Here is a 14,679-nt window from a genome sequence, read left to right as displayed (position 1 = left end):
AAGTGGCGCGAGATCATTGTCAGAAATCTTCTCCTTCCCATGGCCGCTTCGTCGAAGAACGAAGCGTGGCTCGTCTCTGGCAATTCAATCAAAGATGAAGGAGACGTCATGTCAAGTGTTGCTAATCGGTCGAGTGCGGTGGGCTCCAGTACTGCACTAACGTTGGCATTGTGCTTTCTCGTCGCGGTGCTGGAGGGTATCGACCTGCAGTCCACTGGCGTTGCGGCGCCTCGAATGGCGCACGAGTTCGGCTTGTCGGTCAGCCAGTTGGGGCTCGCTTTTAGCGCCGGCATGTTGGGGCTTTTGCCGGGCGCGATGATCGGCGGCAGACTCGCCGACCGGATCGGCCGCAAGCGCGTTCTGATGATCTCGATGGCGATTTTCGGCATCTTCTCGATTGCGACCGCGCAAGTCTGGAGTTTCGAAAGTCTGCTGATTGCTCGCGTACTGACGGGCATCGGGCTCGGCGGCGCGATGCCGAACCTGATCGCGTTGTCGTCCGAGGCGGTCGATGCGCGTCACCGCAACACCGCGGTTAGCGTCATGTATTGCGGTATGCCGCTCGGCGGCGCGCTTGCCGCATTGATCGCCGTACTGAGCGCGGGTGCTACTGCGTGGCGTCATATCTTCTACGTGGGCGGAGTCGGACCGCTGATCATCATTCCGCTGCTGATGGCATTGCTGCCTGAGTCGCGCGAATTCGCCACCGAATCGCGGGAATTCACGACGGCGGACAAGCCGCTCCTTTCGACGCGTGAAGTCCTGTTCGGCGAGGGGCGTGCCGCCGCGACGATCGGTATCTGGATCAGCTTCTTCTGCACGCTGATCGTTCTTTACTTCCTGCTGAACTGGCTGCCTTCGTTGACCGTGGGGCGCGGCATGAGCCGTTCGCAGGCCGGGATTGCCCAGATCTTTTTCAACGTCGGCAGTGTGATCGGCGTACTCGGCATCGGTCTGCTGATGGACCGCTTCAGACAAGGCCTGTCAGTCACGGCAATCTACGCGTGCATCGTCGGTGCATTGGTCGCGCTTTCGCAAGTCGCCAGCATCGAGACACTGTCCGTCGCCGTGCTGTTTGCCGGAATGGGCGTCGTCGGTGCGCAGTCGATGCTGTATTCGCTGTCCGCCGCCAGCTATCCGACCAGCGTGCGGGGTACGGGAGTCGGCGCCGCGGTGGCGGTGGGACGCGTCGGCTCGATTGTCGGCCCCGTAGCCGCCGGGCAATTGCTTGCGATGGGAAAGAGCTCAGCGCTCGTCATCGGCGCGAGCGTGCCGGTGACGATCATCGCGGCGATTACGGCATTGCTCGTCATTCGCTCCAACGCCGCGAAACGCTAACTCTTCGTTGATGGACCCAGCTGGCCCGGCGTTTTCGCGCCGGGCCATTTTTCATGTGTCATTCGTGATTCGTCGTGCCTCGGGCCCGCAGATCAAGCAACCGGACGGCGTTCTCCTTCAGAACGAGCGGCTTTACTTCGGGCTTGATGTCGAGCGTATCGAAGTCTTCGAGCCAGCGGTCCGGGCGGATCAGTGGGAAGTCGGACGCGAACAGCACCTTGTTGCGCAACAGCGTGTTCGCATACTTGACCAGCTCGGGCGAAAAGTACTTCGGCGACCAGCCCGACAGATCGATATACACGTTCGGCTTGTGCAGCGCGATCGACAGCGCCTGCTCCTGCCATGGCCAGGAGGGATGCGCGATCACGATCTTCATGTCGGGGAAGTCGGCGGCGACATCGTCGAGGTAGATCGGCTCCGAATACTTGAGGCGCAAACCGCCGCCGCCGCGCATGCCCGAGCCCATGCCCGAGTGTCCACTGTGAAAAACCGCCGGCAGCCGGTACTCGGCAATCACTTCGTAGAGCGGGTATGCCAAGCGGTCGTTGGCGAAAAAACCCTGCATCGTGGGGTGAAACTTGAAACCGCGCACGCCGTGCTCCTCGATGAGCCGCCGCGCTTCGCGCGCGCCGAACTTGCCTTTGTGCGGATCGATGCTGGCGAACGCGATCATGATGTCGCGGTTGTTCTGCGCGAACTCCGCGACCTCTTCGTTCGAAATGCGACGGCGCCCGATGTTCGCTTCGCAGTCGACGGTAAACATCACGAAGCCGATATTGCGCTCCCGATAGTGCTCGATCGTTTCGGGAATGGTCGGGCGGCGCCCCTGTTTGAGCACGGTGCCGAAGTATTTGTCGGCGGCTTCGTCGAATTCTTTTGCAAACAGGTCCGGTGGTTGGCAGCACGACACCTCGGCATGCACGTGGGTGTCGATGGCCTTCAGTTGATCAATGTTCAATGGTGTCTCCTATGTGTAATCAAAGCTGATGCGTCAGGCTGCGCGAAGATTGCGCACGCACGTCGACAGCAGGTTTTTCAGCATCTGTAAATCGTGTTCATCGATTTCGCCGAGCATCGATTGCTCGACCCTGTCAGCGGCACCGTCGCACTGAGACAGCAATGTTTCGCCGGCCTTCGTCAGCGACAGCAGCCCGACGCGACGGTTGAGCGGACCGGCCACGCGCGTCACCCATCCATTCGCTTCCATCGATTTGACGACCGCGCTGGCCGCTTGCGGCGTGATCAACGAGCGCTGCGCGAGCTGTGCGTTCGACGAACGTGCGCGCGCCCGCAGCACCGACAGCGCGGTGTATTGCGGCAACGTCAGACCATGCGAGGCAAGCGCTTCGGAAAGCTGCCGCGTGAGAATCTTGTCGAGCTGCCCGGCCAGGTAGCTGAGACGCACCGGAGCGGCAGCGTGCCTTTGATCGCGCAGGTTGCGCAGGTTGCGCCGCGCCGTGGCGCGCGGTGTCGATTCAGACCCTGACGGCTTTCTCGTGATCGTCGGCATAGGCGGTTAGGGGTTTGTACCAAGACTTCGATATTGTACTTTACTTATCAGGTCGCCTGATATTAAATTGAGTTCAGGCCGCGAGGGCGGCATTGATACGGAGAAGCAGATGAGTTACGAAGGACGCTGGAAAACGGTCAAGGTCGCGGTCGAAGGCGGAATCGCCTGGGTCACGTTCAATCGTCCGGATAAGCGCAACGCGATGAGCCCGACGCTGAACAAGGAAATGATCGACGTACTCGAGACGCTCGAACTCGACGCCGAAGCCCAGGTTCTCGTGTTGACCGGCGCAGGCAGTGCATGGACGGCCGGCATGGACCTGAAGGAATATTTCCGCGAAGTGGACGCGGGCCCGGACGTGCTGCAGGAGCGGATTCGCCGCGACGCGAGCCGCTGGCAATGGCAATTGCTGCGCATGTACTCGAAGCCGACCATCGCCATGGTCAACGGCTGGTGCTTCGGCGGCGGCTTCTCTCCGCTCGTCGCCTGCGATCTCGCGATCGCCGCGGACGAAGCCGTGTTCGGCCTGTCCGAAATCAACTGGGGTATCCCGCCGGGCAACCTCGTGAGCAAGGCGATGGCCGATACCGTCGGTCATCGTGAAGCGCTGTACTACATCATGACCGGCGACACCTTCACGGGTCCGCAAGCCGCGAAGATGGGTCTGGTGAACAAAAGCGTGCCGCTCGCGCAACTGCGCGACGAAACGATCGCGCTCGCGGCGAAGCTGCTGAACAAGAACCCGGTCGTGCTGCGCAACGCGAAGCATGGCTTCAAGCGTTCGCGCGAACTCACATGGGAGCAGAACGAAGACTACCTGTACGCGAAGCTCGACCAGGCGAACTATCGCGATCCGGAAGGCGGCCGCGAACAGGGCCTCAAGCAGTTCCTCGACGACAAGAGCATCAAGCCGGGCTTGCAGACCTACAAGCGCTAAGCGGCGCACTTCAGCAGGACGACTGAGGAGACGAACACATGCATCAAACGAACCTGTTGATTGGCGGCGCGAAACGTGCCGCATCGAACGGCAAGACCTTCGAGCGCATCAATCCCGCGACGGGGGCGGTTGCCACCCGCGCCGCGGCGGCCACCGTCGAGGATGCCGATGCGGCCGTCGCCGCGGCGGCGCGCGCGTTCCCGGCATGGGCAGCGCTCACGCCGACGGAGCGCCGCAAACGCCTGCTCGCCGCCGCCGAGCGCATGGACGCGCGCACGGCCGAGTTCATCGAGATCGGCGCGGCCGAAACGGGTGCGATGGCGAACTGGTACGGCTTTAACGTCATGCTCGCGGCCAACATGCTGCGCGAAGCCGCGGCGATGACGACGCAGATCGACGGCGCGGTGATTCCGTCCGACGTGCCGGGCAGCCTCGCAATGGCCGTGCGCCAGCCGTGCGGCGTCGTGCTTGGCATGGCGCCGTGGAACGCGCCCGTGATCCTCGCGACGCGCGCGCTCGCCATGCCGCTCGCGTGCGGCAACACGGTCGTGCTGAAGGCATCGGAAGGTTGTCCCGGCGTGCATGCGCTGATCGGCGAAGCGCTGAACGACGCGGGTCTCGGCGAAGGCGTCGTCAACGTGCTCACGCATGCGCCGGAAGACGCGCCCGCGATCGTCGAGCGTCTGGTCGCGAATCCTGCCGTGAAGCGTGTGAATTTCACCGGTTCGACGCGTGTCGGCCGCATCGTCGCCGAGCTGTCCGCGCGCCATCTGAAACCCGCGCTGCTCGAACTGGGCGGCAAGGCGCCGGTGCTCGTGCTCGACGACGCGGACCTCGACGCTGCCGTCGAGGGCATCGCGTTCGGCGCGTTCTTCAATCAAGGGCAGATCTGCATGTCGACGGAACGCGTGATCGTCGATCGCAAGGTTGCCGATGCGTTCGTCGAAAAGCTCGTCGCGAAAGCGCGCACGCTGAAGGCAGGCGATCCGACACAGCCGGGCTCGATCCTCGGCACGCTCGAGAGCGAAGCCGCCGCGCGGCGCATTCGCGCGCTGGTCGAAGACGCCCGCGAAAAGGGTGCGAAGCTGCCGCTCGGTTGCGAGGTGAAAGGCGCGATCATGCAGCCGGTGATCGTCGAGAACGTGACGCGCGCGATGAAGCTTTATGCCGATGAATCGTTCGGCCCCGTGGTGACGGTGCAGCGCGTGGACGGAGACGAAGAGGCGCTGACGATCGCCAACGATAGCGAGTACGGCTTATCGGCCGCCGTGTTCAGCCGCGATATCGCGCGCGCGATGAACGTCGCGAAACGCATCGAGTCGGGCATCTGCCACATCAACGGCCCGACCGTGCACGACGAGGCGCAGATGCCGTTCGGCGGCGTGAAGGCGAGTGGTTATGGGCGCTTCGGCAGCAAGGCGTCGATTCCCGAGTTCACCGAGTTGCGCTGGATCACGGTGCAGACGAGTCCGCGTCATTATCCGATCTAGGCGTCGGCTCCCGGCCGCAACGATTGCGGCCACCCCATCCTTGCATCAAATGGCACAATCAGGAGACAGGTTTTGGAATCGGAGCACAGCCACGCAAGCTCTCTGGCGACCGGATACCGGAGCGTCGCCATCGGAGCACCTTCATCGCGGATCGAGAAACGCGGCGACTGCTGGTACCTCGAGACACTTGAACCTCTGGGTCCGTTTCCGGAGCGCTTTACGGACCGCCTGCTGAGCGGCGCACGCGCGCATCCCGACCGGCTGCTCGTCGCACGACGCGATGCCGGTGGCGCGTGGCAGGGCATCACGTATGCGCAGATGCTCGAGCGCGCGCGTGCGATCGGGCAGGCGCTGCTCGATCGCGATCTCAGCGCGGAACGCCCGTTGGTGATCCTGTCGGGCAACAGCGTCGAACATATGCAACTCGCGCTCGGCGCGATGTGGGCGGGTATCGCTTATGCACCCGTTTCGCCGGCCTATTCGTTGATGTCGGGCGATTACGGAAAGCTGCGCCATGTCCTCGAACTGCTCAAACCGGGTCTGGTCTACGCGGACGATATCGGCGCATACACAGCGGCGCTCGATGCCGCGCTGGGAAGCGACGTCGAACGTGTCAGCGCGGTGCCCGCGCCAAACGCGTCGAGAGTGACGCGCTTCGACGCATTGCTCGACACGGCCCCGCGCGACGTCGACGCTGCCAACGCGCGCGTGAACGGCGACACGATCGCGAAGTTCCTGTTCACGTCCGGCTCGACGAACCTGCCGAAAGCCGTGCCGACGACGCATCGCATGCTGGGCGCAAACCAGCAGATGCTGCTCGAAACCTTTCCGCAGTTCGGCATCGAGCCGCCGGTCCTCGTCGACTGGCTGCCGTGGAATCACACGTTCGGCGGCAGCCACAACGTCGGCATCGTGCTGTACAACGGCGGCACGCTCTATATCGACGACGGCAAACCCGTGGCCGGCAAATTCGACGAGACGCTGCGCAATCTGCGTGAAGTCGCGCCGACCATCTACTTCAACGTGCCGAAGGGTTGGGAAGAACTGATCATCGCGCTGGAAAAGGATGCGGCGCTGCGCGAGCGGTTTTTCTCGCGCGTGAAGATGTATTTCTTCGCGGGCGCCGGTCTGTCGCAGGCGGCGTGGGAGCGTCTCGAGCGCGTAACGCTCGAACATTGCGGAGAACGCATCCGCATCATGGCCGGGCTCGGCATGACCGAGACCGCGCCGTCGTGTCTGTTCACGACGGGACCGGTATCGTGCGCCGGCTATATCGGCTTGCCGCCGCCCGGGTGCCAGGCCAAGCTCGCGCCCGTCGATGGCAAATTCGAAGCGCGCTTTCGCGGCCCTCACGTGATGGGCGGTTACTGGCGAGCATCGCCGGCGCTTCAGAGCAGCGTGTTCGACGATGAAGGCTACTACCGCACAGGAGACGCCGTGCGTTTCGTCGATCCGCAACGTCCCGAACTGGGCCTGATGTTCGATGGCCGCATTGCGGAGGACTTCAAGCTTGCGTCGGGAACCTTCGTCAGCGTCGGGCCGATGCGCGCGCGCATCATCAGCGAAGGGGCGCCCTACGTTCAGGATGCCGTCATCACGGGGATGAATCGCGACGAAGTGGGCGCGATGATTTTTCCGCGCCTCGACGCGTGTCGCTCGTTGGCGGGTTCGCCCGCGGCTGCGAGCGCCGAGGACGTGCTCAACACGGCCGCCGTGCGCGACTTCTTCAGCGAGCTCGTCGCGCGGCTGAATCGGAGTGCGACGGGCAGTGCCTCGTTCATTGCCCGCATGCACCTGCTGAGCGTGCCGCCGTCGCTCGACCTCGGCGAGATCACCGACAAAGGCTCGATCAATCAGCGCGCCGTGCTCCAGCACCGGGCCGCGCTCGTGGAAGCAATGCACGAAGCCGATGCCGCCGACGCGACCGTGATCCATGCGCGCAGAGGCAGCTAGTCCAGGGACAGGAACAAATGACGTTGACTTATCAGGCGCCGCTACGCGACATGCGCTTCGTGATGGACGAGTGGCTCGACGCCGCTTCGTGGTGGCGCGACGTGCCCGACTGGCAAGACCTCGACTCGCAGACCGCGCAGCAGGTGCTCGAGGAAGCGGCGCGTTTCGTCGAGGAGCGCATCGCGCCGCTCAACGCGAGCGCCGATCTCGAAGGATGTCGTTTCGACGCGGGCAAGGTGACGACGCCCGCGGGCTTTCGCGAGTCCTACGCGGAATTCGTCGAAGCGGGTTGGCCGACATTATCGCTCGACACCGGGCACGGCGGACAGGGCCTGCCGCAGCTTCTCGACGTCGCACTTCAGGAAATGCTCGCGGGCGCCAACCATGCATGGTTGATGTCGCCCGGGCTCACGCACGGCGCGACGGCATGCTTGCAGACGTATGGCAGCGAACGCGTGAAAAAGGCATTGCTGCCGAAAGTCGCGAGTGGTGAGTGGCTGACGACAATGTGTCTGACCGAGCCCCAGGCCGGCAGCGATGTCGGCCTGATCCGTTCGCGCGCGACTGAAGCACCGGGCACCGACGGGTATTTCATCGACGGCAGCAAGATCTTTATCAGCGGCGGCGCGCACGATCTGACGGAGAACATCGTTCATCTGGTGCTCGCTCGAGTGCCCGATGCGCCGCCCGGCACGAAAGGGTTGTCGCTGTTCGTCGTGCCGGAATGGCTGGAAGACGGCGACGGTGGGCGTTCGTACAATGGTGTCTATTGCGAAGGCATCGAAAAGAAAATGGGCCTGAAAGGCAGCCCGACCTGCACGATGCGCTTCGAACGCGCATTCGGCTGGCTCGTCGGTGAAGCGCATCGCGGTCTCGCGTGCCTGTTCGTGATGATGAACGCGGCGCGGCTGCAGGTTGCGATGCAGGGCCTCGGGCATGCGCACACCGCGTGGCAACGCGCGCACGCTTACGCGCAGGAACGCGCGCAGATGCGTGCAGTGAGCGTGCCGCCCGGTGCGAACGTCGCACCGGGGAAGGCTGCGCCGATTGCGTTTCATCCGGCCATGCGGCGGATTCTGATGGAGCTGCGCGCGATCGTCGAAGGCGAGCGCGCGATCGGTTACTGGACCGCGCATTGGCTCGACATCGCCGCACGTCATGCCGATGCCGCCGAACGGGAACAGGCGGCGCAGCTCGCATCGCTGTTGACTCCGATTGCAAAGGCGTTTTTTACGGCCAACGGTTTTGGCGCTGCATCGAACGCGCTGCAGGTGTTCGGCGGCTACGGCTACATCCACGAGTACGGCATTGAACAGACGTTGCGCGATAGTCGCGTGTCGATGTTGTACGAAGGCACCAACGAAATTCAGGCGATCGATCTGCTGATTCGGAAGGTGCTGCCCGATGGGGCGGTGGCGTTCGATGTGCTGCTTCGCCACGTGCGCGCGGAAGCGCGGCTGTGTCAGGAGTCCGATCCGCCGGTTCGTGCGGCCGGCGCGAAGCTCGCAGAGCTCGCAAAGACAGTGGAGAGCACGACACGGTCGATCAAGGCACGCCACGCGCAAGACCCGGAGACGGCATACCGGGTCGCGGACGACTATCTCGCGATGCTTGGCTGGATGCTGCTGGCGTTCGCATGGGCGCGCACGCTGCGAATTGCGACGCCGCAATGCGAGGCGGAAACGTTCTATGTGGAGAAGCGGGAGACGGGCCGCTTCTTCTTCGACTACCCGCTCGCGGCCTTCGCTTATCGCCGCAGCCTCGTTGAAGCCGGTTGCGAGGCAACGCTGCCGTATGTTTGAAAGTCAGCTTGAGCAACACCTGCCTGATCAATACCGCTCGGCCACGTATTTAAACGGATAGTCTGGTTCCTTGTATCCGTCGGGCTTTTGCCGTTTCGGCAGCGAGACCTTCTTGCGGGCGGGCTGCTTGTACGGAATCCTCTGAAGCATGTCGCTGATGATGTTCAGTCGCGCGCGCCGCTTGTCGTTTGAATTCGCTATGAACCACGAAGCATAGTCGGTGTCCGACGCCGCGAGCATCTCATCGCGGGCACGCGAGTAGTCATACCATCGGCTATAGGATTTCAGGTCCATCTCGGTCAGTTTCCAGGTCTTGCGGCCGTCGTGGATGCGTGCCTCGAGACGTCGGGTCTGTTCCTCGGGGCTGACCTCGAGCCAGTACTTGAGGAGGATGACCCCGGATTCGACGATCGCCCGCTCGACGAGCGGCACGGCCTTGAAGAACGTCTGCACGTCCGCCTCGGAGCAGAAACCCATCACGCGCTCGACGCCCGCGCGGTTGTACCAGCTGCGGTCGAAAATGACGACCTCGCCCGCGGCCGGCAAGTGCGGCACGTAGCGCTGCACATACATCTGGCTTTTTTCACGTTCGCTAGGCGCGGGCAATGCAACGACGCGGAAGACGCGCGGACTGACGCGCTCGGTCATCGCCTTGATCGTGCCGCCTTTGCCCGCGCCGTCACGTCCCTCGAAGACGATACAGACCTTGCTTCCCGTTTGCACGACCCATTCCTGCAGCTTGACGAGCTCCACATGCAGATCGAAAAGCGCCTTGCGATATTCCTTGTACGACAGCGCCCTGTCTTGCTCGGGCTGCTCGTTTTCCGACTTCGTTTTGGCCATTATCTTCTCCCCAGCGCGGACTGTTCCAGCGTACTACGCAATGATCCATTCCCACGGTAGAGCGCGACGCGAAGCAGGGCCATACGACCTTGGTCCAATATCGCCGGTACAGGGCGCGCAGTATGATGCGGGCGTCTGCTCGCGCCTGCCCGATCCGACTGTCCTCGTCGCGCCTCATCCGTATGCCGGCAAAGGGCGGGCTCGGTTCACGTCATCGCCACGGGAGGCCTCATGGATGCCACGGGTCACACGGAGCAGGAAAACTTCGGCGATAGGGAGCCGGTTCTCGATGTCGTCGATCGAGTGTGCGAGTCATGTTTCGGCCTCTTCATGGCGCTGACGTTCGTCGGCACCGTCTCGGCCGTCGGCGCGGGTGCCGACGCGGGGCACAAGATGTTCTACACCGCGCTCGGCTGCAATCTCGCATGGGGCCTCGCGGACGCGGTGATGTTCCTCGTGCGTACGCTGGTGGCTCGCGGCAGGCGTGTGACGCTTGCGCATTCCGTGCGAGGCCAGCCGAATGCGGCCGCGGGCGTTCGGACGCTTCGAGACGCAATGGCCGCGTGGCTCAGACCGTTGATCGGCGATACGGAGCTCGAGTCCATCCGCAGGCGTGTTGCGGCGCGGCCGGATCTGCCGCAGCGAGCAGTATTCGTGCGCGACGATTTCACCGCCGCCGCGGCTATCTTTGTGCTCGTCGTAGCCGCAACATTCCCGGTCGCGTTGCCCTTCGTGCTTTTCGCGAACGTTCCGACGGCGCTGATCGTCTCCCGTGTCTTGACTATCGCGATGTTATTCGGCAGCGGCATGGCGCTGGGGCATTACGCGGGATTTCGCGGCTGGCAGGCCGGCCTTGCGATGGCGGCGGTCGGCGTCCTGCTCACCGTGGCGATCATCGCGCTCGGCGGATGATCGAGGTCGGCCCCGCCAATCAGCTTCGCTGGCTTCGCGTTTCATTCATCATCGACACCGCGCTTCCTGTAAGACCAAGGTCCGATTCCGCAGCGGTTTCAGCGTGACATCATGTATCTGCAAGCGTTGTAGTCGTCGCATCCGAATACCGAAGAAAATCGACGCGCGGCGATGGCATTGATGGTTCCTTGGGCGGCTATGCCGCTTCACGGCGGAGAAAAAAGATCGAGGCTTCCAGCCATCAGGACTGGCGACTCGGATCGTAACCAGAACGGAGTCGATAGTGAACAGACGGAACTTTGTGCACACGCTCGCGCTTACATCCATGGCCGCGAGTCTGGCTTTGGCGGGTTGCACGACGACCGGAGGCAGTGGCCAGAGCGCCACTACCGACGCCGCCAAACGGCAGGAGATCGACGCGGCCGTGAACGGTGCGCTGTCGAAATTGTTCGATACGGTGCAAGGCTCGCACGAGCTCGTATCGAAGGCGCAGGGCGTGCTCGTGTTTCCTTCGGTGAGGAAGGCGGCGTTCATCGTCGGTGGCGAGTACGGTGAAGGGGCATTGCGCGTCGGGGGAGCGACGGTGGGCTATTACAGTACCACCGCGGCATCGTTCGGATTGCAGGCCGGCGCGCAGTCGACCGCCGTGTTCTTCCTGTTCATGACGAAAGATTCGCTCGAGAAGTTCCGCAACGCGAAGGGCTGGTCGGCGGGCGTCGATGCTTCGGTTTCACTGCTGAAAGTCGGCGCTACCGGCGCGATCGATACCACGTCGGCGACCGCCGAGGTCGTCGCGATGGTCTTGACCAATACGGGCTTGATGGCCGACCTGTCGCTGGCCGGCACCAAGGTTACGCGCATGAATCTGTAACAGGGCGCGGCAAGCTGCGGCATTCGATCGAATCGTCATGGCGCTGTCACACGGTGGCGCGTCTATCGCGTCTATCGCGTGTTGCGCGGTTTCGTTACTGCGAGGCCGCGCAACACGCTACGCGCGCCTTGGCACGGCGACGCGCAGCGGATAGTTTTTGGCGGACTCACCCCACTTAGCCTCCCTATCATCCCTCCCGTTGTTCCCACGAAATGCTGCGAGCCAGATGCGCTCGCGACTCGCAGCGACGCTGCCTGTAATCTGCACTGACCTTCCTGATTATTCAATACCGGTAGAAAAGACGAAGCCGAAACACGCGTTCTCGCCGCGGTGCTGCGTTTAGTCATCTGCCGGGCATAATTTTATTTTTTTGTGATCAATGAATGCAAATGATTCGCACTGGAATAGCGGGCGATAAAAGCGTTGACTTGCGTCAAGAAATATCGCCGGCAAATTAATTAAATTGGAGAATTAGCGTTGGCTATACCCGCTGACTCTGTGATTCGCGATGCATGAAAGCTTTACGGTTGGAAGTTTCCATCTGAAAGCGCTATCTCGCCGGGCTTCACGGGCTAGTGCAAATCCGTCACGGCGCAGGGGAACATTGCGGCTCTACGGCGACGTTGCCAGTTTGCTAACTTTCCTGTGCTTGCAAACGGACGGCACGGACACTGTCCCGCCCGGCAATAATTAACTGCCTAACAAACTCTGTCGCCATTTTCCCATTGATGGCGGACAACGCAGAACACTATTGAGTAGTTTCCCGAGTAAGCGGCATAAATTAAGGTAACTCTTCGGTAAGTGATTCTGGATAGCCTATACTGACTTCCAGCCACCAGGCGTGCGAAGTACCGATTGTGAAGTCAATTATGCGGTTCGAAGCCCAAAGATAAAGACGTCGCAGTTGTACGGAATCCGTTCGCACTGGACCCGGAGGTGCCAATGATTAATCTGATCGTGTACGGCAGACACCTGGCGATCGGGGTAGCGGGAATTCTCACGGCGCTGCACGCGCAACCGCGCCACATGGGTCAATGCGGCCCGTCACAGATCGACAATGCGCGCAACGACGGTCCTCCACTATCCGGGCACGACCGTTCCAGACAGTTTTCACCCAGGCATCACCGGTTTCAGCACGCTCGCAATATCCCCGGCGTGTCGAGCCGACAGAGTACCCGCGATACCCACGAGCCGCCGTACGTGTTGCCGGCATGGCGGCGCTATGTCGCCGCTTGCGCGTCGTGGCTGCGAGGCGAAGGCGATAGCAGCACGCGGCGCATCCTCGACGCGAGCATGCCGCTGTGCGAGACGCTCGAAATGTTGCCGGTTCCGATCGTCACGGTCGACCAGCGGGACCAGATCATCTTCGCGAACGCGCGGGCGGCGCAACTGTTCGGCTACACGAGGGAAGAGCTGATCGGCGCGCCGACCGCCAAGCTGTTTCCGATCGACGGCATCAATGCCGATCGGTCGGGCCCAGGCAATCGTGGCGCGAAGATACAAATCCCCGGCGTCACGACCACGCAGATTCTGATCGCGCGGCGGCGCGATGGCGGCGGCTTTCACGCGGAGGCGGAAACCACGCGATGCCGCGTGCACAATCAGGACTTGCGGATCACCGCGATATCGGATTGCAGTGCGTGCGGCGAAGTCGATGGAAATACGAGGGATCTCGCGCATCTCGCGCGCGTTTCTTCATTGGGCGAACTCGCCGGATCGCTCGCGCACGAGTTGAAGCAGCCGCTTACCGCGATCCTGTTCAACGCGCAAGCCGCACGCAAATTCATGGATGCGGAGACGACCAACGTAGTGGAGCTGCGCGAAGCGCTCGAAGACATCGTGGCCGACAATTGCCGCGCGAACGAGGTGCTGCAAAGGATTCGCGCATTGGTGCGCAAAGGCGATGTCGAGTTGCAGTTGCTGGACGTCGGCAACGTCGTGCGCGACATCGCGACGCTCGTGCACAGCGATGCGTTGACGCGCAGCGTGCGCACGAGCTTCGACATTCCGAACAATCTGGCGCTGATTTGCGGCGACAAGGTTCAGCTTCAGCAGGTGATCCTGAACCTGCTGCTCAACGCTTTCGACGCGGTCAAGGATTGCCCTGCCGCGGACCGCCTCGTCGAAACGACAGCGCGTGAGGAAGCGGACGGACTGATACGGATAACGGTAAAAGATCGCGGCCAGGGCCTCGACGTCGACAGCATGGAAAGGATTTTCCGGCCATTTTTCACCACCAAACCGCAGGGGCTCGGACTGGGTCTTTCGATCAGCCGCACGATCGTCACGGCGCACCGCGGCCGGCTGTGGGCGGAAAACAACGAGGGCAAAGGGGCATCGTTTCACGTCACGCTTCCGGTCGCGACCGATATCCGACAGAGACTCGTGCCCCGATCATCATGAACCAGACCAACACTCGCGTCTTCATCGTCGACGACGACGACAGCGTGCGCAGCGCGCTCGCCCGCTTGCTGCGCGCCTCCGGCTACCAGGTCGAATGCTTCGACAGTCCTGAGGCCTTTCTCGAACGAGCCGATCTGACGAGCATGCCAGCCTGCCTCGTTCTCGATCTGCAGATGCCGGGCATGACGGGACTCGAAGTGCAGCGCAAGCTCGATCAGCTGCTGCCGATCGTATTCCTGACCGGGCACGGCGACATCGGCTCGAGCGTCGACGCGATGAAAGGCGGAGCGGTCGACTTTCTGCCCAAGCCGGTGCGCGACTCGCTGTTGCTCGCCGCGGTGGATCGCGCGCTCGCGCGCGCGTGTGTGGAAAGCAGGCGGCGCCACGAACGCGAGGAAATAGAAGAGCGGATGCGGCATCTGACCCGCCGCGAACGCGAAGTCATGGAACTCGTCGTGACTGGCCGCCTGAACAAACAGGTTGCGAGCGATCTGGGCGCGGCCGAAAAAACGATCAAGATTCATCGGGCCCGCGTGATGGAGAAGATGAAGGCCCGATCGATCGTCGACCTCGTTCATCTGGTGCGAAAGGGCGGCGTTTGTACGGCCGACGAAGAATAA

Annotated in this window: 12 protein-coding genes; 9 read left to right on the top strand and 3 right to left on the bottom strand. The window is 62.5% G+C overall.

From position 1 onward, the window contains the following. Positions 1-108: 108 nt before the first annotated feature. A complete protein-coding gene (mhpT, locus tag OKW35_RS46715; RefSeq protein ID WP_184061885.1) occupies positions 109-1,338 on the top strand; it encodes a 3-(3-hydroxy-phenyl)propionate transporter MhpT in 1,230 nt (409 codons plus the stop codon). A 58-nt stretch (positions 1,339-1,396) separates the two neighbouring features. Here the strand turns inward: mhpT and OKW35_RS46710 are convergent, their stop codons facing one another. Beyond that, positions 1,397-2,296, bottom strand: a complete 900-nt coding sequence (locus OKW35_RS46710) for an amidohydrolase family protein (RefSeq protein WP_429555613.1) — start codon at positions 2,294-2,296, stop codon at positions 1,397-1,399. Between the two features lie 33 nt (positions 2,297-2,329). Next, positions 2,330-2,743, bottom strand: coding sequence for a MarR family winged helix-turn-helix transcriptional regulator (locus OKW35_RS46705; protein ID WP_429555612.1), 414 nt, complete (start codon positions 2,741-2,743; stop codon positions 2,330-2,332). 214 nt (positions 2,744-2,957) lie between these two features. Between OKW35_RS46705 and OKW35_RS46700 the strand changes: the two genes are divergently transcribed. The 4 genes from OKW35_RS46700 to OKW35_RS46685 all read left to right on the top strand — a co-directional run bounded on the left by OKW35_RS46700 (position 2,958) and on the right by OKW35_RS46685 (position 9,030). Continuing rightward, the gene (locus OKW35_RS46700; RefSeq protein WP_429403680.1) at positions 2,958-3,785 is read left to right on the top strand and encodes a p-hydroxycinnamoyl CoA hydratase/lyase; all 828 of its coding nucleotides are present in this window, start codon (positions 2,958-2,960) and stop codon (positions 3,783-3,785) included. A gap of 38 nt (positions 3,786-3,823) precedes the next feature. Continuing rightward, positions 3,824-5,275 (top strand): aldehyde dehydrogenase, encoded by a 1,452-nt coding sequence (locus OKW35_RS46695; RefSeq protein WP_429555611.1) that lies wholly within the window; start codon positions 3,824-3,826, stop codon positions 5,273-5,275. A gap of 72 nt (positions 5,276-5,347) precedes the next feature. Next, on the top strand, positions 5,348-7,228 hold the full coding sequence (locus OKW35_RS46690; RefSeq protein WP_429555610.1) for a feruloyl-CoA synthase: 1,881 nt from the start codon (positions 5,348-5,350) through the stop codon (positions 7,226-7,228). Between the two features lie 17 nt (positions 7,229-7,245). Then, positions 7,246-9,030: an acyl-CoA dehydrogenase family protein gene (locus tag OKW35_RS46685; RefSeq protein ID WP_429555609.1), complete on the top strand. Its 1,785-nt coding sequence runs from the start codon at positions 7,246-7,248 to the stop codon at positions 9,028-9,030. A 27-nt stretch (positions 9,031-9,057) separates the two neighbouring features. Here the strand turns inward: OKW35_RS46685 and ppk2 are convergent, their stop codons facing one another. After that, positions 9,058-9,873, bottom strand: coding sequence for a polyphosphate kinase 2 (gene ppk2, locus OKW35_RS46680; protein ID WP_429403677.1), 816 nt, complete (start codon positions 9,871-9,873; stop codon positions 9,058-9,060). A 231-nt stretch (positions 9,874-10,104) separates the two neighbouring features. On the opposite strand from ppk2, the gene OKW35_RS46675 reads away from it, so the two are divergent. From OKW35_RS46675 to OKW35_RS46660, 4 genes are all read left to right on the top strand, one after another. Beyond that, positions 10,105-10,785 (top strand): hypothetical protein, encoded by a 681-nt coding sequence (locus OKW35_RS46675; RefSeq protein WP_429493400.1) that lies wholly within the window; start codon positions 10,105-10,107, stop codon positions 10,783-10,785. A gap of 283 nt (positions 10,786-11,068) precedes the next feature. After that, positions 11,069-11,656: a BPSL1445 family SYLF domain-containing lipoprotein gene (locus OKW35_RS46670; protein WP_409259456.1), complete on the top strand. Its 588-nt coding sequence runs from the start codon at positions 11,069-11,071 to the stop codon at positions 11,654-11,656. Positions 11,657-12,598: 942 nt separating this feature from the next. Beyond that, on the top strand, positions 12,599-14,059 hold the full coding sequence (locus tag OKW35_RS46665; RefSeq protein WP_429555608.1) for a PAS domain-containing sensor histidine kinase: 1,461 nt from the start codon (positions 12,599-12,601) through the stop codon (positions 14,057-14,059). Further along, positions 14,056-14,679 (top strand): response regulator transcription factor, encoded by a 624-nt coding sequence (locus OKW35_RS46660; RefSeq protein WP_018424532.1) that lies wholly within the window; start codon positions 14,056-14,058, stop codon positions 14,677-14,679. The genes OKW35_RS46665 and OKW35_RS46660 overlap by 4 nt, the downstream gene beginning before the upstream one ends.

This window comes from Paraburkholderia sp. MM5477-R1 (assembly GCF_050436385.1).
GTDB classification, from domain to species: domain Bacteria; phylum Pseudomonadota; class Gammaproteobacteria; order Burkholderiales; family Burkholderiaceae; genus Paraburkholderia; species Paraburkholderia tuberum.
Note: the sequence above shows the minus strand (reverse complement) of the source record. Positions and strands in the feature narration are given on the sequence as shown.